The 21,911-nt window shown below is 54.4% G+C and carries 17 protein-coding genes; 7 read left to right on the plus strand and 10 right to left on the minus strand.

Features of this window, described 5'->3' with window-relative positions:
- Both IXB28_RS00535 and IXB28_RS00540 read right to left on the minus strand, forming a co-directional pair.
- Positions 1 to 3,802, minus strand: a 3,802-nt coding sequence (locus IXB28_RS00535; RefSeq protein WP_326520902.1) for an nSTAND1 domain-containing NTPase, incomplete at its 3' end; no start/stop codon positions are given.
- Positions 3,795 to 5,168, minus strand: coding sequence for an AAA family ATPase (locus IXB28_RS00540; RefSeq protein ID WP_215616594.1), 1,374 nt, complete (start codon positions 5,166 to 5,168; stop codon positions 3,795 to 3,797). The genes IXB28_RS00535 and IXB28_RS00540, both read right to left, overlap by 8 nt.
- A 625-nt stretch (positions 5,169 to 5,793) precedes the next feature.
- On the opposite strand from IXB28_RS00540, the gene IXB28_RS00545 reads away from it, so the two are divergent.
- On the plus strand, positions 5,794 to 7,290 hold the full coding sequence (locus IXB28_RS00545) for a serine/threonine protein kinase (protein ID WP_215616595.1): 1,497 nt from the start codon (positions 5,794 to 5,796) through the stop codon (positions 7,288 to 7,290).
- Between the two features lie 289 nt (positions 7,291 to 7,579).
- Here the strand turns inward: IXB28_RS00545 and rarD are convergent, their stop codons facing one another.
- Complete coding sequence (gene rarD, locus IXB28_RS00550) at positions 7,580 to 8,488, minus strand: EamA family transporter RarD (RefSeq protein ID WP_326520903.1); 909 nt, start codon at positions 8,486 to 8,488, stop codon at positions 7,580 to 7,582.
- 107 nt (positions 8,489 to 8,595) lie between these two features.
- Between rarD and IXB28_RS00555 the strand changes: the two genes are divergently transcribed.
- The 4 genes from IXB28_RS00555 (at position 8,596) to IXB28_RS00570 (ending at position 12,479) form a co-directional block, all read left to right on the plus strand.
- Positions 8,596 to 9,015 (plus strand): HHL1-like protein, encoded by a 420-nt coding sequence (locus IXB28_RS00555; RefSeq protein ID WP_215616596.1) that lies wholly within the window; start codon positions 8,596 to 8,598, stop codon positions 9,013 to 9,015.
- 108 nt (positions 9,016 to 9,123) lie between these two features.
- Complete coding sequence (locus IXB28_RS00560; protein ID WP_326520904.1) at positions 9,124 to 9,981, plus strand: RluA family pseudouridine synthase; 858 nt, start codon at positions 9,124 to 9,126, stop codon at positions 9,979 to 9,981.
- A gap of 139 nt (positions 9,982 to 10,120) precedes the next feature.
- Entirely contained in the window at positions 10,121 to 11,521 is a 1,401-nt protein-coding gene (locus tag IXB28_RS00565) for an aspartate ammonia-lyase (protein WP_215616597.1), read from the plus strand.
- A 124-nt stretch (positions 11,522 to 11,645) separates the two neighbouring features.
- A complete protein-coding gene (locus IXB28_RS00570) occupies positions 11,646 to 12,479 on the plus strand; it encodes an SWIM zinc finger family protein (protein ID WP_215616598.1) in 834 nt (277 codons plus the stop codon).
- Positions 12,480 to 12,482: 3 nt separating this feature from the next.
- Here IXB28_RS00570 and IXB28_RS00575 read toward each other — a convergent pair whose 3' ends face one another.
- The gene (locus tag IXB28_RS00575; RefSeq protein WP_216862934.1) at positions 12,483 to 12,803 is read right to left on the minus strand and encodes a hypothetical protein; all 321 of its coding nucleotides are present in this window, start codon (positions 12,801 to 12,803) and stop codon (positions 12,483 to 12,485) included.
- A gap of 329 nt (positions 12,804 to 13,132) precedes the next feature.
- Between IXB28_RS00575 and IXB28_RS00580 the strand changes: the two genes are divergently transcribed.
- Positions 13,133 to 13,633: a DUF2059 domain-containing protein gene (locus IXB28_RS00580; RefSeq protein WP_215616600.1), complete on the plus strand. Its 501-nt coding sequence runs from the start codon at positions 13,133 to 13,135 to the stop codon at positions 13,631 to 13,633.
- A gap of 3 nt (positions 13,634 to 13,636) precedes the next feature.
- Here IXB28_RS00580 and IXB28_RS00585 read toward each other — a convergent pair whose 3' ends face one another.
- The 5 genes from IXB28_RS00585 to IXB28_RS00605 form a co-directional block, all read right to left on the minus strand.
- Positions 13,637 to 15,160 carry an RluA family pseudouridine synthase gene (locus IXB28_RS00585; RefSeq protein ID WP_215616601.1) on the minus strand — a complete coding sequence of 508 codons (1,524 nt, stop codon included), beginning with the start codon at positions 15,158 to 15,160 and terminating at the stop codon, positions 13,637 to 13,639.
- 3 nt (positions 15,161 to 15,163) lie between these two features.
- Positions 15,164 to 15,586, minus strand: a complete 423-nt coding sequence (locus IXB28_RS00590; RefSeq protein WP_215616602.1) for an SRPBCC domain-containing protein — start codon at positions 15,584 to 15,586, stop codon at positions 15,164 to 15,166.
- A gap of 60 nt (positions 15,587 to 15,646) precedes the next feature.
- The gene (gene lnt / locus IXB28_RS00595) at positions 15,647 to 17,191 is read right to left on the minus strand and encodes an apolipoprotein N-acyltransferase (protein WP_215616603.1); all 1,545 of its coding nucleotides are present in this window, start codon (positions 17,189 to 17,191) and stop codon (positions 15,647 to 15,649) included.
- A gap of 45 nt (positions 17,192 to 17,236) precedes the next feature.
- On the minus strand, positions 17,237 to 17,992 hold the full coding sequence (locus IXB28_RS00600; protein WP_215616604.1) for a phosphoadenylyl-sulfate reductase: 756 nt from the start codon (positions 17,990 to 17,992) through the stop codon (positions 17,237 to 17,239).
- Positions 17,993 to 18,122: 130 nt separating this feature from the next.
- A complete protein-coding gene (locus IXB28_RS00605; protein ID WP_215616605.1) occupies positions 18,123 to 18,884 on the minus strand; it encodes a class I SAM-dependent methyltransferase in 762 nt (253 codons plus the stop codon).
- 103 nt (positions 18,885 to 18,987) lie between these two features.
- Here IXB28_RS00605 and IXB28_RS00610 point away from each other — a divergent pair, with 103 nt between their 5' ends.
- Complete coding sequence (locus IXB28_RS00610; RefSeq protein WP_215616606.1) at positions 18,988 to 19,935, plus strand: LysR substrate-binding domain-containing protein; 948 nt, start codon at positions 18,988 to 18,990, stop codon at positions 19,933 to 19,935.
- Here the strand turns inward: IXB28_RS00610 and IXB28_RS00615 are convergent.
- Positions 19,920 to 21,584 (minus strand): Ppx/GppA phosphatase family protein, encoded by a 1,665-nt coding sequence (locus IXB28_RS00615; RefSeq protein WP_215616607.1) that lies wholly within the window; start codon positions 21,582 to 21,584, stop codon positions 19,920 to 19,922. The two genes, IXB28_RS00610 and IXB28_RS00615, sit on opposite strands and share 16 nt — an antisense overlap.
- Between the last annotated feature and the right edge of the window lie 327 nt (positions 21,585 to 21,911).

Below are 21,911 nucleotides of genomic sequence, written 5' to 3' on the forward strand. Positions count from 1 at the left end.
TCAATTCCTCGCCGTCTTTCGACCACAGCTTGACGGTGTTGTCTTCACTGGCACTGGCAAGGGTCTCTCCATCGGGACTGAAGGCCACACTCCAGACCCTAGAGCTATGGCCTTTGAGTGTGTTCAATTCCTCGCCGTCTTTCGACCACAGCTTGACGGTGTTGTCGGAACTGGCACTGGCAAGGGTCTCTCCATCGGGACTGAAGGCCACACTCCTGACACTAGAGCTATGGCCTTTGAGTGTGTTCAATTCCTCGCCGTCTTTCGACCACAGCTTGACGGTGTTGTCGGAACTGGCACTGGCAAGGGTCTCTCCATCGGGACTGAAGGCCACACTCCAGACCCTAGAGCTATGGCCTTTGAGTGTGTTCAATTCCTCGCCGTCTTTCGACCACAGCTTGACGGTGTTGTCTTCACTGGCACTGGCAAGGGTCTCTCCATCGGGACTGAAGGCCACACTCAAGACCCTAGAGCTATGGCCTTTGAGTGTGTTCAATTCCTCGCCGTCTTTCGACCACAGCTTGACGGTGTTGTCTTCACTGGCACTGGCAAGGGTCTCTCCATCGGGACTGAAGGCCACACTGCTGACCCTAGAGCTATGACCTATTAGTCGTTCTCTCTCTTTAACGTCATATATAGCCTCTCGCATATTAGAGCTAATGCGAAACCGTGTATCTTTTTCTAAATAGTCGCTACGAGCAGCCTCAAATGCTTGACCAGTGAGTACAGCTTGGAAAACAGCATCTTTCTCTAGATTGGCGCTGAGATATGCTTGCATCGTCAACCTATCTGCCAATAGTGCCGCATTGACGGCTTTACGTTCTCCTTTCACAGCTTTGCGTTGCTGAATCCCAGCTACACTGGCAGCACCCACGGCAACTAGGGTGATGACGGCTAACCCTGCAGCTGCTAGTTGGGCCTGCTTTCGTTGTCGCTGCTCCGCTTTCAATCGCTTTTTCTGTTCTTCAATCTGTCGCTGTTCTGCTGTTTCTCGTTTCTTTTGTTCTTCCTCAATCCGCACCAATAACGGCTGCTGCAACGACCGAATAAACGCCGCCAAATAATCATGCACCAACTGATACCGTTCTTCCGGCGCTTCCGGCACCTCCATCACCAACCCCGACTCCGTCAAAATCTTCAAAATCAACGACAACAAATCCCGATCCAGCCCTCGATTTGTCATCGTCTTCAAATCATCTGCCAAATCCGATTCCGTCTTTAACGGACGGGTCCCCTTCTCATCCGTCAACAAATACAGCAGCATATTCGCCAGATCCTGATGCTCCTGGGGACCGCACTCATCCACAATATCCGTCAAATACTTCTGCACCAACAGCTCCTTCGTCGGCTGCTGCGGGTCGCCCCAGTTGTAATACACCTCTGGCGTCGTAATCCCCTCCGCCTGTAGCTGTGCCCCCACAATCTGTAGCTCAATGGGGCGTACCTCCCCCGCCCCCGCCGCCAAATCATCCACCACCTTATCCACCAAGTCCTGTTCCGGCGTATAGGGCGTCGGATCGGTCAGGTCATTAAAAATAACCTTCGTCTCATCCGGCTTAAAATTGCCGACATAATACAGCCACTTCTTATCCAAAATATTGTTATCCACAATATCCAGTTTGGTTAGCCGGTCACATTCCAACAGGTAGTGGATATAGTCCTCCCGTAGCGACAGCACCACCTTCACATAGGGCGTACCCAAACAATTTGCCAAAAAGTCATAAAATTCCCGCCGCTCAGCCGTGCGCTCAAACTCAAAGAAAAACTCTTCAAATTGGTCAAACACCAGCACCAGCACCTGGTTCTTGTGCGTGTGGTGCTTCAACCGCCTCAGCACCTTGGCGGGCAATATCTCCTGTTCCGGTGCCGCACTGTCTGCTTGCGTATCCAACACCTCTGGCGGATAGCTAAAAACATCCGACCTATAGGCCGACACCCCCGCCTCTAAATCGTCTAGCTGCTGCACCAGGTCCTCCACCCAGTTGCGATAGCGCCGCAGATACACCGGCACCACCCGCCGTGTGTCGATGCGTTCTTGCTCTAGGGCAGGCACCAGCCCCGCCTCAATCAGCGAACTTTTGCCCACCCCCGACGGGCCATACACAATGGTCAGCACATACTCATCCTGGCCCAGACGCTGCACCAGTGTGTGTACATCCTGCTTGCGCCCGGAGGCCACAATCACATCCTTGTCCTGGGTTTCCGTCGGCAAAGCGGGGTTGGCAATTTGCTGCTTGGGCTGCAGCCGCCCCGCCCCCACAAATGCCCGGTAGTTAAACCGACTATCGATGGCATCCCGCTGCCGTCGGGTTTCGAAGGCGGGTAGGTATAGCCCCTGCTGAAAATAACACTGCTGCAATTTGGCTAAAATCAGGCTGTAGAGCTGGGGGTCATAGTCTGGCTGGGTGATGGTTCTGGCTTCTTCTAGGGTGGGTACAGCCGCGTCCAGGTGCCCTTGCTCACACTGGGCTTTTCCTAGGGAAAACAAATACCAACTGCGATGAAAACTGTTGACCCAGCGATAAAATTCAGCCTTGTCTGGCTGGGTGGGCGATGGGTTGGCGGGTTGGATTAGGGTTAGTGCCTGTTCTGCATGGCGTTGTGCCCCTGGCCAGTCGGCCTTGGCTAAGGCAACCTCTGCCAGAAACCCTTCCGCCCGGGCCACCCGAAATGGATGTTGCAACTGTTGGTGTAGTCTTTTGGCCTTGGTGGCCACTAGCTCTAGCTCGTCCCATGCTTCCAGCCGGTGCAGTGATTCTGCCAGGTAGTTTTGGTATCTAGCCGCTAAAATTTGGCCCCTGGCGAGAGTCTGATGGGTATTGTCCTCCCCTTGTGAAGGTCCTTGATCAGTGGATATGCCGCAGGCGGAGGGGGCTGGATCCCTGGCGCCCAATTCCCCCATCCCTTCAAGTGTTTCTATGGCCGCTGAAAAATATTCACGCGCATTATTAAACGCCAGGTCAAAATCTGGTCGATACCGTTCGGCATAGTTGCGCCACCATAGGCCCATGTAAAACTGCACATGGCCCATTTTTTCTTGGTGCGCAGGATCATCATCTTTGCCGGTGACTAGGGCTTTCCATAGATCTAGGCTGTAGTCGTAGTGCTCACGGGCAACGGAGCTGTTGTTGTCCGCGATGCGTCCCTTAACAAATTCTAGATCCGCCGCCTGCACGGGGGAGAGTTGAATATTTTTGCCTGATAAGGCGGCCAGGCTGGTTTCTAGTTCTCGGTAGTTGGCTGAGTTAGCGGTTAAACCTAGATCCTGGGTGGTGAGAAATCTGTTTTCCTGGGACTGGGTGACCCGCTGCCACACGTTTTCAATTAGTTCATCGATAAAGGAGAGAAAAAATGCTGGCGGTGTGTCGAAGGTGATGGGGTTGGCCCAGGTGTAAAAATCAGGCGCTGTGCGGATTAGGTGTTTTTGGTCGTCGTCGGTGAGCCACAGGATCAGGGGAAACTCAAATTCACGAAACTCTTCGCGGATCTGGTTGGTGGCGGTGAGCAGATGTTCTGGATCTGCCACGGCGCTCAGGCCATATACCATAAGGGCATCGGGGCTGGCCGCTGTGGTGCGCAGGTAGGCATTGACGGTGGTAAACAGGGTGCTGGCGGTGGGGGCCAGGGTGATCTCATCGAAACCGATGGGGCACTGTTGCCGCAGTTGATTCACCAGGATCTGGCGGTGATTGGTGGAGTTGCATACGGCCAAAATCAAGGCAAATTCGCCCTGGGAAAATCGCATTAAGCGACAGAGTTCGTCTAGGGCTTCTTGATTTTGGTGTAGCGGTGTCTCAGGCATGAGGGTTTAATTCCTCGGCATCAAGCAACACTGGGTTGAGGGCAAACCAGGTTTGTCCAGCATCTCGATATTCAAACACAAATAGGCTACGTAACAACGACTGATATTCCCCTTCGCCCCGCACGGTCTTGGTCCGGTGCACCTCCCGCAATAGGTCCCATTCTTCGAAGTCGATGGCCTTGGTTAAGTCGCTCAGGCGCAGGCTAATTACCCGGTCGAGCAGTTCACTGCTAAAGGGCGGATCGGCTTTTTTGAGGCAGTAGCTAATGAGCACGAGTAAGTTGCGCACGTGGCCGCCGCTGGCGATACACAGCCGGTCCAGGGTTTCCAGCGAGTCGAATAGGGCGCCGACTTGGCCCAGCCTTTCGTCTGTGGTGAGTTCTGGAAAGGCGCGGGCCAGTAACATTTGGCGCAGGGCGACAATGCCCGCTTGGCAGGGGGTGCCGTCTCGGTTTTGGGTGCGCACCATGGGTAAGACCTGGGGCGCACTGCCAAAGCGGTTGGTGAGGTTTTCCTGTTCGTTGGAAAAGGAAAGCACCAGGGGCACGGTGTACACCACATGGCACCGCAGCTTTTTGAGCTGGTCGCCCCGGTCCACAAATAGGTATTCGGGCTGACGACGGCCCTGGCCTCGGGGCTTGTTGTCCACCCGGTCCAGGTTATCGACGATCACCACTAGACCGGCCTTGCCCTGGTCCAGCAGCTGCTGGTTGGCGGTGTCGATCAGCTCATTGTTGATCACTTCTAGGATGGAGTTGATGCGCGGTTCCAGGTGCTGGCGCAGGAGCGATCGCACATCTTTACTATCCTTGGCTTTGGTGGTTAGCTCACCGATGCCAAAGGCCAGGGAGTAGGTGCCATCTTCGGCACTTAGGCCCACTTCGTCTGCCACCTTCAGACCAGCCACTTCGGGAATTTTTACCTTGAGCCCGGTGACCTCGGAATTTAGCAGGTCGGCGGCGCCCTTGAGCAGGTTCTGAAATTTATTGGGCTCCAGACGCAGGCGGGCGGCTTCTAAACTTTTGCTCACCTGTTTGGCGATGGCCAGCAGAATGTCGCTGATGTCCACATCCCCCATGTCCAGGTCGTCGGTGGATTCGAAATAGACCACGTGGTAGCCGTCGGCCTCTAGCTCCTGGCGCAGGCGGGAGAGCTCCGTGGATTTGCCACAGCCGATGTGGCCGGTAAAGAGCTGGCAGGTGGGTTCCTGGTCGGAAAAGGTGATGGTGCGCTTGAGCTCTCGCACCAGGTCGCTGCCCCGCACGTCCGAGAAGTCGATGTAGTATTTGCCATCGTCGGGGGATGTGAGATTGAGCGTTTTACTCGGGTTACACGCTCGAAAAAATCGACCTAGATTGACTCCCATTTGCGCCGCTCCTGTTTGTGCTCCACACTGGCCATGCCTAAGACTATGGCGCATTTTTCTAGGACTACCCACCTCCTGTTGAGAAAGTTAAAGGCCGTTATGGTCATACCTATGACAATGCCGTTGATCGAGACAGCGGGCGTTTTTCTTAAAGCTCAAATAAAGCCCATGGTGGCTACTGACTAATATTTGTTGATGAGTTTAGGGTATTTGGGGAAACGCTTACCCATCGCGAGTAATTGATATTTCCAGTGTTATTGCAGATCTAAGAGATTTGGCTATGAAAATCAGCCATGGCTGCCCTGGATTTTACAGATGAAATCATGGTGAGGATCGGCGAAGTCCTTATTTTTGTAAGGAAAATAAACCCAGGCGTCAGTAGTAATAAGTGTCCGACTACGGGCTAGGCCCCATCGCATTTTGCAGGTCACCGTGGCCGGTAGATTAGCCCGACGGCGTTCTTGATAACGTGCGTGGGCTAAAAATGCTTTGTGATCCTGCGTTTAAGTGCATCGCTGTTGCTGATTTAGACCATGACTAACACTTTTGCGGATGTTTTGGATAACGTCTTTGGGAGAGAGTCGTGGGGATGGATCGGCACGCTGGTTCATCTCCATAGGCTGCCATGACAGACGGAAACTTGGGTCGCATATTGGCCAATCGTTATGAACTGATTAAATCCGTTGGGCAAGGGGCAATGGGCACCGTTTACCTGGCTAAGGATAGGGTGCTAGGTGATGTGTCGGTTGCGGTCAAGCTGTTGTCCCAGGATGTGCTTAATGATAGGAGCGTTAAGCAATTTCAAATCGAGGCTACTATTTCTGCCCTGCTGGGCCAGAAGTGTATGCATGTGGTGCGGGTTATTGATCAAAAGTTTACCCAGGAAGGCCAGCCGTTTTATGTGATGGAATATCTGGCGGGTAAGAATATCCGACAGTTGATTCGTCCCCAGCCTTTGGATATTCCTCGCTTTTTGGAATTGGCCCGCCAAACGTGCATCGCGCTCAAGGCGGCCCACGACGGCATTTTATTTAACGATAGGCTGGTGCCGATTATTCACCGGGATATTAAACCTAGCAACATCTTGGTGACTAAGGCCTCGTCGGGGGAATTGGTGAAGGTGCTGGATTTTGGTATTGCGAAACTTCTCCAGGGCCGCAAAGTCGATGAGATTAATTTTATGGGGACCATGGCCTATTCGTCCCCGGAGCAGATGGATGGTCAGGAGTTAGACTATCGCACCGACATTTATAGCCTGGGCATTACCATGTACGAAATGTTGACCGGGGCCTTGCCGTATCAGCCCCGGCGCAATACGTTTGGTGGCTGGCATAAGGCCCACACCACCTATGCCCCAAGGCCGTTAAAGTCGATTATTCCGTTGGGAACGTCCCCTAAATTACTCAATGGGGTGAGTGATTTGGTGATGAGTTGCCTTTCTAGAAATCGTAGTCGGCGGCCTGAGAGTGTAGATGAAATCTTGACGACCCTGATGGCGTTGCAGCGGGATGGGGTGACCCCTAGCAAGCCATTGTCGTTTCAGTTTTCTGAGGATACCCATGGGACCTTGCCCACGCCGCCCCCCAGTGAGGTGGGACCTGATGTGGATTGGTTTTTGCGATCGCAAACCTGGCCCCAGAAAAACGCGGCCGACCTGGAGAATCCCCTGCCCAAAATGTTGTTGTTGGATGATGAAAAGCCCCTCGCCACCCTATGGCTGAAGTTGTCTGCCCAGGAGATTACCCAGCGGGCCAATAGTACGCGCTACAATACATTTTTGTGTACCATGCACCCCTATCCCATGGTGCTATGGGTGACGGCGTTTTATAGCAGCACCCATGGCTATAGCTGGTGGGCCAACTATTTGCACCCCAAGAAAAATGGCGATCGCAAATTCCTATGGCAGCTGAGCGATGCCATGGCTTACCATGCCCTGCTGTTCTCCCAACGGCCTCCCAATGCGGTGGTGGAAATTTGTAAATTTAACATTGCCAAGGCCCAGTGCAAACTGTTGAAGCAATGGGTGCTTAGGGCCCAGGCCACCCCATCGGTGGGGAAACCGGAGGACAGCCAGGCACTGCTTGAACGAGAATTGGAAAAGCTCCAGAAAAAAGGTTTTTAGCGTGATGTTGGCTATCTTAACTCTTGCCTCTGGTGATGAAGCACGGCTCACCTTGGACTCAAAGTTCCAAGGCTAATCGAATTAAAACCCACTCCATGGGGCTAGAGCATCTCTGAAAGAGTTACATTTAGAGCCTGTAATCCAAGCTTGTCCCTTTAGTGGACAGCCCTCAATTAGCGCTGGATTTTGAATCCAACGTGGGTTTAAGGCTCAAAACCGACTTGGTGCAAGAGCTAGGCTATCTCTTTTGCTGAGCGGAGTCGCAGCCAACATCACCCGATGGCTTGTGCTAGCCTTTTGCCAACGTTTTACTAGCTCTCGTCCAAGACGTATAGGAATAAATCACCAGCGCCATCCAAATCAACCCAAAACTGACCAAATGGGTTTGGGTAAACTCTTCTTGGTATAGAAACACCCCCAACATGAGCTGAAACGAGGGGGCCACATACTGGCAAAAGCCCAGGGTGGCCAGGGACAAACGTTGGGCCGCATTGTTGAACCATAACAACGGCATGGAGGTGGCGATGCCCGCCCCCATAAATAACAAGGTTAAGCCGGGGGTGCTGCCAAAGCCCCCAGTTCCTTGGATGCCCCAGTAACCAATGATCAGTAGGGCCACCGGAGTCATTAGTGCGGTTTCCACCGTTAGCCCCACCATGGGGGAAACCGTAACAATCTTGCGCAACAAACCATAGAGGGCAAAGGTGGCCGCTAACCCCAGGGCGATCCAGGGCACCGCCCCAAACTGCCAGACAAAGTAACCGACGCCGATGGTCGCCAGGACCACGGCGATCTGCTGTCCTCGGTGCAGCCGCTCGCGCAACACGAGAAACCCTAACAGCACCGACACCAGGGGATTAATGAAATACCCCAGGCTGGTTTCCACCACCCGGTCCGTATTCACACCATAGATATATAGCCCCCAGTTGCAGCTCAATAGTAGGGCGGTGGCCACTAACCACAGCACCTGACGGCGGCGCAGTTTGCGCAGTTCGGCCAGGCGATTCTGGAGAGTTAAAATCAGGCCCAAAAATACTACAGACCACAGCATGCGATGGCTGAGTACCTCAATGGGAGAAACCGCCTTAAAGAACTTCCAGTAGATGGGGAAAAGCCCCCAGGCACCATAGGCAAACAGGGCGTAGAGCAGACCAGGGTTTGAATTCAACGACTTGGACCGGGTAGATGATGGCTTCACCCTACCAGGTGCGATCGCTTAGCAGCCATCGACGCCGTGCATACCGATGCCCCATTTCTTAAATCGATGTAAACTTTTATAACGTGTAGTCCTCAAGAGGTATTCCAATGGCAACTGGATTTGGCAAAGCGAAACCGAAACCCAAGGTGTCTGAATCCACCCAGCGCCGTAAGCAAGCCTCCCAAGAAATGGACCAGCGCCGCTCATCTGGCGATCCTGAGTTTGAGGTGCACATTCGCATTAAGGATAAAAAACAGTGGTATCCGGTGGGCGTCGTTTCGGTGAAACGGTCCGTGGATATTGATCGAGCGATTTTTGCTAGCGAAGAGGATCTGCTCCAGGGGGCGTTTCGCATTTACCCCATTTTGCGCAAGAACAAAACTAACCTGGAATATGGCTATCGGGTAAAGGCCTTCAAGGATGAGCCCATTACCGTGGCCGTGCCGCCCAAACCCGGTATTGCCGGTGGTGTGCAGGCCATTGCGGACCAGGTTAAAAGCAGCATTGGCGGTCTTTTCAAGCGTTAGAGCGCGTTAGAAAGATTGAACGCATCGAGCCAACAGCATTTTGAACCTCGGAGGGTGGAGAATGCCCATCCTCCGAGGTTTAATGATGGCTGGATTTACCATGACGTTGTGCCTAAAGGTCAGCAAGCGACGACCGTTCTCGACTACTACACCCAGCGCTATCGCCATTCTGGCCAAGCCACCTGGCAGCACCGCATTGAGGCGGGCCAGGTTTTACTCAATAATCAGCCCACCCCACCGGATACATTCCTAAGCCCAGGACAGCGCCTCAGCTACCATCGTCCCCCATGGGAAGAACCCCCGGTTCCCCTAGACATTGAAACTATCTACGAAGACGACGTGCTGTTGGCGGTCCACAAGCCTTCGGGCCTGCCCGTTCTCCCCGGCGGCAATTTTTTGCACCACACCCTACTGTGGCAGCTGCGCCAGCGTGCGTCCAGTGCGTCTCCTATTCATCGCCTGGGGCGGGGCACCTCCGGCATTATGCTGCTGGCGAAAACGAAAGCGGCCCGCGCCCACCTGAGCCAACAACTGCGCCAGCGTCGTCTGGGCAAGGTCTATCGCACCCTCATCGGCCCCACCAAGAATTTATCGGACCGGTTTTCCATCACCCACCCCATTGGCAAAATTCCCTATCCCCAGCTGGGCTATGTTTATGGGGCCAATGCTGAGGGGGTAGAGGCTCACAGCGACTGTGCGGTGGTGGGGCGCAGCGCCGATGCCACGCTGCTGGATGTGACCATTCTCACCGGCAGACCGCACCAAATTCGCATTCATTTGGCCGCCCTTGGCTACCCGCTGCTGGGGGACCCGCTCTATGTGCCTGGGGGGCAGCCCCACCCAGAATCTACCGCCATCCCGAGCGACTGTGGCTATTGGCTCCATGCCCACCAGCTATCGTTTGTGCACCCGGCTGGCCAGGGGCTGACCCTAACCTGCGAGCCGCCACCGGAATTGTGTGTCTGAACTGTTTTGTTGGAGCTGATTGGATCTGAATAGGTATGGTGCGTCTGAATATTACGGGGGCTGCACAGACATTCATTCAACCGCTACTATCAACATTGGCCCAAATCGGTCCAGTTAACCATCCATCGAACCAGCGCTAATGACTACTTCCACCAGCCGCATTGAAAAAGATTCCATGGGGGAAAAGGAAATTCCTTCGGCGGCCTACTACGGCATTCAAACCCTGCGGGCGGTGGAGAATTTTCCCATCAGCGGCCTGAAACCTTTGCCCACCTATGTGGATGCCTGTTTGCTAATTAAGAAAGCGGCTGCGATCGCAAATGGCGAACTCGACTGTATCCCCACCGACCTATCCCAGGCCATTGTCTCTGCCGCCGATGAAATCCTCAAAGGGGCACTGCGGGACCAGTTTATTGTGGACGTTTACCAGGCGGGGGCAGGCACCTCCCACCACATGAACATCAACGAGGTGCTGGCCAACCGAGCCCTAGAAATCCTGGGGGATGAAAAGGGCAACTACCAGCGCGTCAGCCCCAACGACCATGTCAACTATGGCCAGTCAACCAATGATGTGATTCCCACCGCCATTCGCATCGGCGGGTTGCTGGCGCTGGAGCATACCCTATATCCGGCCTTGGAAGGTGCGATCGCGACGTTGCACACCAAGGCCACCGAATTCCAAGACGTAGTGCGCTCCGGACGCACCCACATGCAGGACGCCGTCCCCATTCGCCTCGGCGAAAGCTTCCGCGCCTGGGAAATTATCCTCACCGACCACCTGCGCCGCCTGCGCACCGCGGCCCAGGACCTGTGCCCGTTGGGCCTCGGCGGCAGCGCCACCGGCACTGGCCTCAACACCCATCCCCAATATCGTTTCCGCGTGGCCGAACTGCTGGCCGGGTTCACCGGCCAGCCCCTCACCAGCGCCCCCCACCTAATGGCCGCCATGCAAAGTATGGCCCCCTTCGTCTCCGTATCCAGCGCCCTGCGCAACGTGGCCCAGGACCTGCTGAAAATTTCCCACGACCTGCGCCTGCTAGACTCTGGCCCCAAAACCGGCCTCAAAGAAATCCAGCTCCCGCCGGTGCAGCCCGGCTCTTCCATCATGCCGGGGAAATATAACCCCGTGATGGCCGAAATGACCTCCATGGTGTGTTTTCAAGTCATGGGCTACGATCAGTCCATTGCCTGCGCTGCCCAAGCCGGTCAGCTGGAGCTAAACGTGATGATGCCCCTGATCGCCTACGACCTGATCCACAGCATCGAAATTTTAGGCAACACCATCAGCGCCCTCGACCAGCGCTGTCTGGCAGGCATCACCGCTCGCCCAGAACGCTGTCGGGAGTTTGCCGAGGGTAGCCTCGCCCTGGTGACGGCCCTCAACACCCACATTGGCTACCTCAATGCCGCCGACATTGCGAAAGAATCCTTAGCAACTGGCAAGTCCATGCGTCAGCTTGTGTTAGAAAAAAATCTGATGCCAGAAGATAAACTAAATGAAGTGCTGGACCTGGAAAAAATGAGCAAAATTCCCGAGTAGGTCCTAATCACCAAATTCCGAATTCTGAACGCAAAATTCCGAACTTTGGCCTCGCCAAAATTTCTTGTCTAAAGTTGATATCTGCCATCCGTCTTTCCCCACAACTTCTACCGTTTGCCTCCCCATGACCTCCTACCAAGCCGCACCCAATCCCTACGAACTCGACTCCGAAACCTGGTGGGTCCAGCAGTGGGTGGATTTGCTTAACTCTTACCGCTTCAAAAAGCGGCTGGAGCGGGGGCGGCGCTATGCCCGGGAGGGACACATTCTGCGGCTAGACTTCACCGACTCCAAGGTGCATGCTTCAGTGCAGGGCACCGCTGATGAACCCTACAAGCTATCGATCTGGATTGATCGATTTGCCGATGAAGACTGGGATTTTGTCATCGATACCCTGGCCCAAAAGGCCCTTTACTCAGCTCAGTTGCTAGCGGGGGAAATGCCCGCTGACATTGAAAGTGTCTTTACCGCCAACGGCCTTAGCCTATTTCCCTTTACCTTGGCGGATGTACATTCCAAGTGCAACTGTCCCGATCCCAAAAACCCTTGTAAGCACATTGCGGCTGTGTACTACCAGCTGGCAGACGCATTCCGAGAAGAGCCCTTTGTGCTCTTTCAGCTGCGGGGGCGCACCAAGGAACAAATCATTGAAGCTATCCGTGAAAAACGGAAACAACAGGTGGCAGAAAACCCTGTGGAAACTGTGGTTGATGACGCGGAAGAGATTGTTGTTGTTGCGGCGGAACCTAAGTCTCAAACCCTGAACCTGGAGAACTTTTGGGACTATGACGATGCCCTCGACTCTTCTTTGGTGGTAATCACCCCGGCAGAGCAAACGGTTTTGGACCTGTTGGGGCCCATGCCTTTACCCGCCAGCGATGCCCAGGTGATCAATGGCCACTTTACAAGTTTGTATCAAAGTGTGGCCCAACAGGCCATGATGTCTGCCCTAAGCTGATTTCTAGCGATGTAGGTCGGTGAGAAAATCAGGCATTTCTAAAATGTGAAAATAAATCAGGGCAGCGATACCCGCGGTATATAGGGTGGCTCCGCCACAGCCAATTAGGCTGTCTCGGAGCATATTGCGCTGCGTCTCTGGCATAAAAATGTCGATGGCTCCGAACTGCATCATCACCATGCCGATCACGTTGGATAGCCAATAGCCCACGATGGTGCCTGGCAGAAACCAGCTGCCGTTGAACCAGCTCACCCCGTAGCCGAACACCAGGGCAATGGGCAGGTTAAAAAATAAATCGTTCCACCACGATAGGGGGGACAGCATATAGCCGAGGCTCACCAGTGCGCCCCCGCGCAAATTTTTTAATCGATTCACGGTTTGGGCCGTTTGCTAGCGATGGGTTTTAGTTTAGTGCCCCTGTCGCCTATCGTTCAAGGCTTTTGACCCTTTGGTCCGGATCTGGCATTGGGGCTTTGGGATGCGATCGCGACGGCCCATATCCTGAAATCCGCCGACTGGGTCTGTAGATTTTATTGGCTTCGCATCCATGGCCCCTGCGAACTACTGGACGGAGGTTTGCAGGGGCCATGGCGAACGATGCAAGGGACGCCCATTATAAAAACTTTCAAAACTAACATTGCAACCCTAGAACTATGGAAAAAATTTCTAAGAAAGTGCTTGGTTTATTTTTCGCACTCGCCCTGGTTCTATCGATTGCACAGCCAGTGTTCTCCGTCGAGGTAGCTCCCGTCGAGGCAGCTCCCGTCGAGGTACAGACCGATAAGATTGAACAGATCCAAGAGCTGTTGGAGTTAACCAGCTCTAAAGATCAGTATGGACAAATCATGAATCTTGTTGTGGCCTCGATGCGACAGTCTTTCCCGAATGTGCCTAATGATTGGTGGGAGAGATTTTTGGCTAAGGTGGACCCCACTGAAATCGACGCAATAGTGGCCAGAATCTACGATAAGTATTTTACCGTCGAAGAAATCAGCGCCTTAATCGAGTTTAACCGCACGGAGGTGGGACGAGCGATTAATGCCAAGATGCCCATTGTGCTGCAGGAGAGTTTTATGGCGGGCCAGCAATGGGGCCAGAGCCTGGCAGAGGAAGTCCTACGTGAACTGGAAGCGGATGGCTATAGTTCCACCTAGGGGCTAGAACGGCACAGCACTTGTGAGGTGCAGCGGCTCCTGGCTGATGGGATGGTATAGCTTGAGCGCAGTGGCATGGAGATGTAGTCGCCCTGCCTGGGGCGACGGTCCATAGAGGCCATCGCCTACTATGGCCGAGTTCAACCCTTGGCCATGGGCCGCGTGGACCCGTAGCTGGTGGGTGCGGCCGGTTTGGGGCATAAACTGGAGCCGGGGCTGGGGGCCTGGGTGCAGTACCTGAAAGTGGGTAACGCTGGGTTTGCCGTGCTCTACATTGACCGATTGCTTGGGCCGTTCCTCCGGGTTGCCCCACAGGGGGAGGTCAATGGTGCCCCGATCGAGGGCAATGGGCTGGCTTAGGATCGCTTCGTAGGTTTTGTGTACCCTGTGCTGGGCAAACTGCTGGCTTAGGGCCCTGTGGGCCGTCGCAGCAAGTGCGAACACCAGAATGCCAGACGTGGCCTGATCTAGGCGATGTACGGGCTGGAGGAAATCGGGCCCTAACTGGTAGCGCAATCGACTGAGGGCGCTGTCTTGGTGCCGATATCGTCTGCCGGGCACAGACAGTAGCCCGGCGGGTTTATCCACCACCACTAGGGCCTCATCGTGATATAGAACAGCCAGGGGCGTTGGCGCTATGGCCGTTGTGCCAGTGGGCATCGTAGCCAGTTGTTCGAGCCATTGACGCTCTTTGGCCGATGGGCCATAGAATTCGCCCTGGACCAACGTGCCTGTCGATTGGGTCCAGCCAAATTCTGCCATGGCCACGGGCTCTAGGCTATGGCTGGCTGCATAGTGCAATAGTTTGGCCGCGGCGCGTTGGCAGATGGAGGCTGCCGCGCAATTGATCGAGGCCCCCAGGTCTAACGCATATTCTTTGCCCGCTAGTTCAGCCCCATAGGCCGCTTGCAGTTGAGCTTGCCACGTTTTGGCAATTGTGGTGTATTGCTTTTTGAGTGCCTTGAGCTGTTGCTCGGCTTGGAGACTTTCGCCATGCAGTGGGGTCAGGGCCTGGTTGCGTTCTTGTTTGAGGCGACGATATTGAAGATTGTCCTGCTGACTTTCTTGATCAAGCGTTAGGAGAGCTTGGATGAGGGCATCGCCCTTAAGGCTGCTGTAATAGTTCCTCCGGGTGATAGCTCGACAGGTTTTTCGGGTTTGATGGTGGGCCTTTAGCTGTTCTAATTGTTTTTGGTACGTTGTTAGTATTTGTTGGTGTTCCGTACGTCCAGGCCGCTGACTTAAGGCAATAAGCTGGGTTTTGAGCTGGGCCAGGGTATCTAAAATATAGGCTTCCGTTAGCCATATTTCTGCCCGATGGGACAAGGGGGGCACCCATCCTGGCCAATGATTTTGCCCCTTTAGTTCCCCTGAAAATCCTTTGAGTAGTTCTCGTTGGCCGTGTTTATTTGTGGCCAGCAATATCCCATATACATTGCCAGGGGCATGCTGTGGATCTGCCGCCAGGTCTTGCATTAGTTGTCTGGCGATGGTTTCGATTTCGTCGGTACGTGGGGGCAATGGCATCGCTCACTGGCCTTCACATTTTTGCTTTAGTCCAGCCGCATAGGCTTCAAAGGATGGGGTGAGGTCGGGGAGCATCCGGCCGATTAGGGGTTCTAGAAGACCGGTAAATACTTCACGCATATGGAACTGGGTGCTGCCATCTGGCTTGGGTGTGAGGGTAAATGTGCGATCGCCCCGAAATAGCCCAAAGGGTAAGCCGCCGCTGAGGGTAAATGTGGAGGGGGCGGCCAGGGCAGTCACCCGCAAAATCATTGGCTGCCGAGGTTTTGAGACCGTAAACAGCTTTAAAACTCCCCCATGGACGATTTCCCCGTCCAGTCGGTGGGTGCCCGCCGCCCATTCTGGGTAGGTCGTGGCATCGGTTAACACCGCCCAGATATCTGCCCCAGGACAGGCAATGTTGATGCTTGTTTCAAACGATTTCATGGCAGCGCCCTAGTGGTTAACGGCTATGGTCCATATTACAAAGGTGTTTGCTCCGGTGGGTCATGGATCTGGCCGGGGCCGCAGAGAAAGCCAGCCCAGGCTGATGACCAAACCTAGGGGCACTAACCAATTGCCCCAGCGGACGTAGGGTGTTTGGGTCTGGCGGCGATAAATCGTTTCGATTTGGGTGGCAAATGTTTGGGGGATGGATTTCCACTGGGTGTGCCCGTGGGGATCTACAACGGAGGATAGGCCCGTATTGGTGCTGCGGGCGGCCCACCGATCGGTGGCAATTGCTTGAATCACATCCTGGCCGTGGTGCTGGGCCATCATCCGGGGGGGGTAAGGGTCGTTGTTAGACGCCGTGAGAATAAACTCTCCCCCCTGGGCAACCTGATGACGAAAAATCCAACCATAGGCAGAGTCGTAACAGATACCCACAGCGGCTTGACCGAAGGGGGTGTCAAACCGTTGGTTGAGGCTGCCTGGCAATAAACTGCTACCAATGGATGAGAGCTTACTGATGAACTCTCCAAGCACAGCTTCCAAGGGAATATATTCTCCGAGGGGAACAAGTTTGATTTTGTTGTACTGACTGATGCCCGTGGGGGCAATGGCCAGCAGGCTTTGGTGGAGGTGGTTAGAGCGGTCGTTCGTTTTGGTAAATGTGCCTAACCATAGGGGAATACCGGTTTGTTCGACGGCAGTTTTAAACAGGCTAGTGTTGGGATTCCATTGTTTTGGAATGGCGGCCTCTGGCGTGAGGACGGCGTCGGCACCGGCGGCCACTAGCTGGCGGTAGCCGCTTAAGTAGCGATCATCGGCGCGGCGAATGCCGGCAAATGTGAGTTTTTCGCGACTGGGGATGTTGCCTTGGATGATGCCAATTTTGATGGCTTGGGCTGATGCATCTTGTAACGGTTGTTGGTATAGCCCCCAACCCGTGAGATGCGCGATCGCAAATATCCCGACCGCCGCCCCAAGCCAGGGTCGTGCCCTTGGGCGCGTTAGCGCGGCGGCGAGTAGTCCATTCACCGCCACAATGGCGGCGGTAATGGTGAGGTGCCCCGACAGTCTGGCCAGGTGGAGGATGGCTAAGTTTCCGGGGCTTTGGGTCATGGCCAATGACGTCCAATACAGTGGGCTAATGCTCCATATGGCCTCCACCGCACACCATAGAACGGTGCCGATCAAGACTCGCGCCACGGGGCCTAAGGGGCTGAATTTTTGCAGCGCGGCCATGGCCACGGCCCAAGCAACCGCAATGCCCGCACCCCAAAGGGTGACAAATGTGTAGGCGAAGAGTGCGATCGCAATACTGCCCAACCAGGGAATCCCTAGCCACATCATTGGATGCAGATGTAGTATCCAGGTCAGCATGGTGCCCTGGTAGCCCACCCCCCATATCAGCGCACTGACCGCACTGCGTTGTAACCCAGCCTCCTGATGGATGACGCACCATAGCAACACTAGGGCTACCCAGGCTAAGGGCCACAGGGGCCACAGACCCATGAGAACCCCTGCAATGAAAAGCCCAAAATACAGGGGCGTTGGCCGGTTGCCCAACTGGGCGGTCAGGGGCTTAGGCATGGAGGATATTGCCATGCTCTACCCCCCTTAACCCACGCCTATGGTCGGCTATAGCCACCCTTACAGGGAACTGGAATTTAAACTGTCGGCTTCCCCTTGGGTTTGGGGCAAATGTAAACCACATTCCTGTTTGAGACCATTGAACCGTGTGGCCCTCTCATCACCATCGCTGGCGGTCATGGGCCGGCTCGAATGCCAGTCGCCTACGGTTACATAGCCCTGGTCGAACAACGGATGGTAGGGCAGGTCGTGGGCCGTCAAATACTTATAAACATCCCGGGAATGCCAGGTCAAAATGGGATGGAGCTTATAGATGCCGTTTTGCTGGGCCAGCCGCCCTAGAGTTTGGCGATGGGAGGTTTGAGTCGCGCGCAGTCCCGCCAGCCATGCCTTAGCTCCAAGTTCTTTTAGGGCTCGCTGCATGGGTTCAACCTTGCGCATGTAGTCGTATTGGTTGAACGCATCAACATTATCTTGATCCCACAGCCGCCCATGGAGGGCTTCCATGCGGGCCGGACTCATGGATGACTGGTAAACCTTGAGGTTCAGGTTTAAGCGCTGGGCTAGCTCATCGGCAAAGCGGTAGGTCTCTTCGGGGAGATAGCCCGTATCGACCCAGATGACCGGGATATCAGGCATCACCTGGGTCACCAGGTGTAGCATCACCGCTGACTGAATGCCAAAACTAGTGCTCATGACTAAGGTGTTGCCAAAGGTTTTCGCACCCCAGGTAACGAGCTCAGCGGCATCCATATCCCTTAGGGTTTGATTGAGTGCTTCAAGATCTAAGTCGCTTTCTAGCACTGCGTTTGTCATAGTTTCAGCCACTCCATGATGCCAGTTTGGAAGTCTATGGGGGTAATGCCAAAGATACCGGGTCGTCCCATCATTGCATCATAGCGGAAAGGCTTTGCCAAGGGCGGTTTGATCCCCGGTTAACAAAACGCTACGCGCCCAGTTTCTGGGCGACAACCCGGAGCCGTCGGTAGTCCGCATGCCATTGGGTGCCGTCGTACATATGGGGGCGTAAGCGGTTTGCAACTTGCCTGAGGACGTCTTCTGTTGCGGCCCTATCGAGGCCTGCCAAGAGTGAGCCGCCAAACATTTTGAGCCAATTGGCCAGGCCATTTTCTCTCTCATTCAGGGGGGTGGGGCGATCAATCAGGGCGGCGAAGGTAACCTCTAAGCCGTTTTGCTCCAACAGCTGAGTGTATTCCCCAATACTCGGAAAGTACCAGGGGCTTAGGTGCTGTCGCTGTCTAACGGTTTCAACGGCGCCCACAATATTTTGTACGTTCCCGTTGCCCCCAAACTCGGCAACGAATTTGCCTCCGGGTTTTAGCGCTTGGGCAATGGCTTGCACCGCTTGCTCCGGTGGTTTTACCCAGTGCAGGGTGGCATTGGAAAAAATGCTGTCCAAGGGTTGGGCAACTGTAAACGAGCGGGCATCGGCCACCTGAAAGGCAAGGTGGGGATATTGTTGCTGCGCTGTGGTGACCATGGCGGCATCGGCGTCGATGCCGGTAACCGTCGCTCCGGTTTGGGCGATGGCCTGGGTCAGCTGGCCGGTGCCGCAGCCCAAGTCAAGAATATGTTCGCCAGCTTGGGGGGCGAGCAGCTGGAGCACGTCTGCCCCATACTGCCAAACAAAGCTGTGTTGGGTTTGGTAGCGGTCTGGGTTCCAATGTTGTTGGGGGTTAGTGGCCATGGCGATGATCTCTGGACTACTTCCAACCTACGGAGGATTTTTTAAGATGTCCAATATATAGTTAAGGCTCTATTGATATTTAAAAAGTATTAGTTGCCTGGCCATGGAACTGCGACACCTGCGTTATTTTTTGGCGGTGGCTGAGGAGCTGCATTTTGGCCGGGCGGCCTTACGGTTGCAAATGGCCCAACCGCCCCTCAGTCAGCAGATTAAGCAACTAGAAGCTGAGCTGGGGGTGCAGCTGTTTTCCCGTACCCGACGACGGGTGGCATTGACCGCTGCTGGTGTGGTGTTTCAGCAAGAGGTGGAATTGTTGTTGGCCCAGCTCCAGCAGGCGGTGGCCAAAACCCAACGGGCCGATCGTGGTGCGGTGGGGAGTTTAGCGATCGCATTTGTTAGTTCTGCCATGTACAGCCTGCTGCCCGAGGGGCTCCAACGGTTTCGACAACACTATCCCCAGGTCAATATTGTTCTCCATGAGCTGTCCACCCAAGAACAAATTCAAGGGTTGTTTAACAACCAGTTGGATATTGGCTTTGTGCGCCCTCCTATAGATCAAGAAAAATTACAAACCCAATCTGTGCTGCAGGAATCCTTAGTGGCGGCGCTACCCGCCCATCATCCTTTGGCAGGGCGGCCCAGCATTGCGATCAGCGATTTGCAAACCGAAGCCTTTGTCTTATTCCCTCGGCCCAAGGCGGTGCAGCTATACGATCAAATTGTGAACCTGTGTCATCAGGGCGGATTTAGCCCTAACGTGGTGCAGCAGGCGGCCCAAATGCAAACAATTCTAAGTTTGGTGACAGCCAATCTGGGGGTAGCCATTGTGCCCGAATCCCTGCAAAATTTACAGCGTCGTGGGGTGTGTTTTGTGCCCTTTACTCAACCCACACCCCAGGCGGAGGTATGCATGGTTTGGCGACAAGACCAGCCGACACCCGTGGTGGAAACCTTTGTGGCAGAGATGCTACAACTGCCCAAAGAGAGACTTGAGCCGGGCGGGCATGGAATGCCGGGCGGGCCTGGAATGCCGCCTCAACCGGCGGGTTGAAACTCTAAGGACACGTCAAATTCTGCTTCAAAGCAAGCTTTTTTGTCGTTGGCGCTCCAAATTTCGAGTTCGCAACTGTCGCCCGGATGGTTGGGGGTAAAGCGGATGGTGACCTGACGCTTTTTGGCGGTGAATGTGGTTTGGAAACCTGCGATCGCACCCAGTCGCCGTCGATCCAGCCCTACGGCCACCCGCAGCATGGCACTGAGCTGGCTAACAATTTTGCGGTTCTCCTTAGTCAAAGCCTTATAGGCATCGTGCTTGAGCTTGGGTTGGCTCTTGCGATGGTAGCGACCAATATTGGCAATAAGTTCAATTTCAGTGCTGGTAAAGCCCAACAGCTCCCCATTGCGAATTAAATAGTAAGAATGCTTGTGGTGGGCCCCATGGCTAACAAAGTGACCACAGTTATGGAGCATGGTCGCCGCCCATAGCAGCTCCCGTTCTATCGGTCCCCACTGGTGCAAAATATTGCGAGTTTGATCAAACAAGGTCAACGCAAACTTAGCCACCACCTTACTGTGGTCCATGTTGACCCGATACTTATGGGCCGCCTTCATCACACTGCGTTCCCGCACCGACTGCTGATACTGCATGCGGTCTTCAATCAGCCCGTGGGTGAGCATCCAGTCCACCACCAGCCCTTCCCGCAGGGCATGCTCGCAAATGGTAATCCGATCCACCCCCAGCAGCCGCATGGCTTCCTGCAAAATCACTGCCCCCGGCACAATAATTTCAGCCCGCCGTGCAGAAATATCAGGCAGCTTCAAACGCTCACTAAAGCTCATGCGTCGCAGCTTTTCAATGCCCCGTTCCAGTTCCTTGAGGGTCATGGTATACCCATTGATCGGGTCTGGGGCGGCGCCCGCTTTATCAATGGCCGTCACAATGGCAAGGGATTCAATGGTGCCGGATGTGCCCACCAAAGACAAGGATTCCCCTGCCCCAAGTTTAGTTTTAAGCTCATCGGTGTTAGGCTCTAGCCGCCCGCGCACATAGGCCTGTAGCTGTAAAAACTCTTCCGCACTAATGGGGTTGGTGGTGATCATCTGGGCGTTGAGGCGCACAGCCCCCACCTTGGTGCTGCTGAGGAAGCGATGGCGTTCGCCAGTACCCAAGATAATTTCGGTAGACCCCCCACCGATATCAATAATGCCGTGGGGTTGGCCATGGAGTTCCATGCCAGAAAGAACGCCCAAATAGATCCGCCGCGCTTCTTCTAGCCCTGAAATGAGGTTAATATCCAGGCCCACTTCCTGCTTAACCCGATCAATAAAGACCTGGCCATTGCTGGCTTCACGGCTCGCACTGGTGGCAACGGTAACAATGTCATCGGCATTGAGACTTGCCGCAATTTGTTGGCACCGTTTCAGGGCTGCAATGCCACGGTCCATGGCTTCATCGGACAGGCAGTTGGTGCCTGGGCGAAAGTTGCCGAGGCGCACGGTATCCTTTTCTCGACCAATAATGGTGAATGCGGGCAGATCGGGTTGAATTTTCACCACCACCATGTGGACTGAGTTTGTCCCCACGTCAATCGCCGCTAAAATTCGATCTCCTTGAAGGGATTGGCGGAGCTCAATGGACGTGGCTGCAGGACTGGGGGAATAGATGGCCTGGCCCAAGGGCTCAGTGGCTGAATCAACCATTATGAATAATAAGCGGGATATTATGCCGTTGCTGATGGAGGGGATGAAACGATCTGCCTAACTGGCTCTTGGCTCAGATTTAAGCAAGACAATCATGCCGAGGTTCAGCAACGCCGATGTTACTTATCTTACATTTTCGGTACTTCTACCGAATTAAGTGTTGTAAGGCTTTTTTGCCAGCTTTATACTTGCCAGCCCTATATCTAAGGCGCTGCCCATGGCCGGATGTATGCCTTGTGGAAGTCAATGGCAGGCGCACGGACGATAGATTACCTTCTGTGGCGGCTATCTTCATGGCCCAGTTAAGTATGCTAGCCTCTGATTAAG

Source organism: Leptothoe kymatousa TAU-MAC 1615 (assembly GCF_018739865.1).
Classification (GTDB): Bacteria; Cyanobacteriota; Cyanobacteriia; order Phormidesmidales; family Phormidesmidaceae; genus Leptothoe; species Leptothoe kymatousa.

Bases quoted from the DNA above. Each gene is read 5' to 3' on its own strand.
- IXB28_RS00590 (WP_215616602.1), bottom strand. From the start codon at position 15,586: ATGAAATCGTTTGAAACAAGCATCAACATTGCCTGTCCTGGGGCAGAT.
- IXB28_RS00600 (WP_215616604.1), bottom strand. From the start codon at position 17,992: ATGACAAACGCAGTGCTAGAAAGCGACTTAGATCTTGAAGCACTCAAT.
- IXB28_RS00580 (WP_215616600.1), top strand. From the start codon at position 13,133: ATGGAAAAAATTTCTAAGAAAGTGCTTGGTTTATTTTTCGCACTCGCC.
- IXB28_RS00610 (WP_215616606.1), top strand. From the start codon at position 18,988: ATGGAACTGCGACACCTGCGTTATTTTTTGGCGGTGGCTGAGGAGCTG.
- IXB28_RS00615 (WP_215616607.1), bottom strand. From the start codon at position 21,584: ATGGTTGATTCAGCCACTGAGCCCTTGGGCCAGGCCATCTATTCCCCC.
- IXB28_RS00540 (WP_215616594.1), bottom strand. From the start codon at position 5,168: ATGGGAGTCAATCTAGGTCGATTTTTTCGAGCGTGTAACCCGAGTAAA.
- IXB28_RS00555 (WP_215616596.1), top strand. From the start codon at position 8,596: ATGGCAACTGGATTTGGCAAAGCGAAACCGAAACCCAAGGTGTCTGAA.
- IXB28_RS00585 (WP_215616601.1), bottom strand. From the start codon at position 15,160: ATGCCATTGCCCCCACGTACCGACGAAATCGAAACCATCGCCAGACAA.
- IXB28_RS00575 (WP_216862934.1), bottom strand. From the start codon at position 12,803: ATGCTGTCCCCCCTATCGTGGTGGAACGATTTATTTTTTAACCTGCCC.
- IXB28_RS00565 (WP_215616597.1), top strand. From the start codon at position 10,121: ATGACTACTTCCACCAGCCGCATTGAAAAAGATTCCATGGGGGAAAAG.
- lnt (WP_215616603.1), bottom strand. From the start codon at position 17,191: ATGGCAATATCCTCCATGCCTAAGCCCCTGACCGCCCAGTTGGGCAAC.
- IXB28_RS00545 (WP_215616595.1), top strand. From the start codon at position 5,794: ATGACAGACGGAAACTTGGGTCGCATATTGGCCAATCGTTATGAACTG.
- IXB28_RS00570 (WP_215616598.1), top strand. From the start codon at position 11,646: ATGACCTCCTACCAAGCCGCACCCAATCCCTACGAACTCGACTCCGAA.
- IXB28_RS00605 (WP_215616605.1), bottom strand. From the start codon at position 18,884: ATGGCCACTAACCCCCAACAACATTGGAACCCAGACCGCTACCAAACC.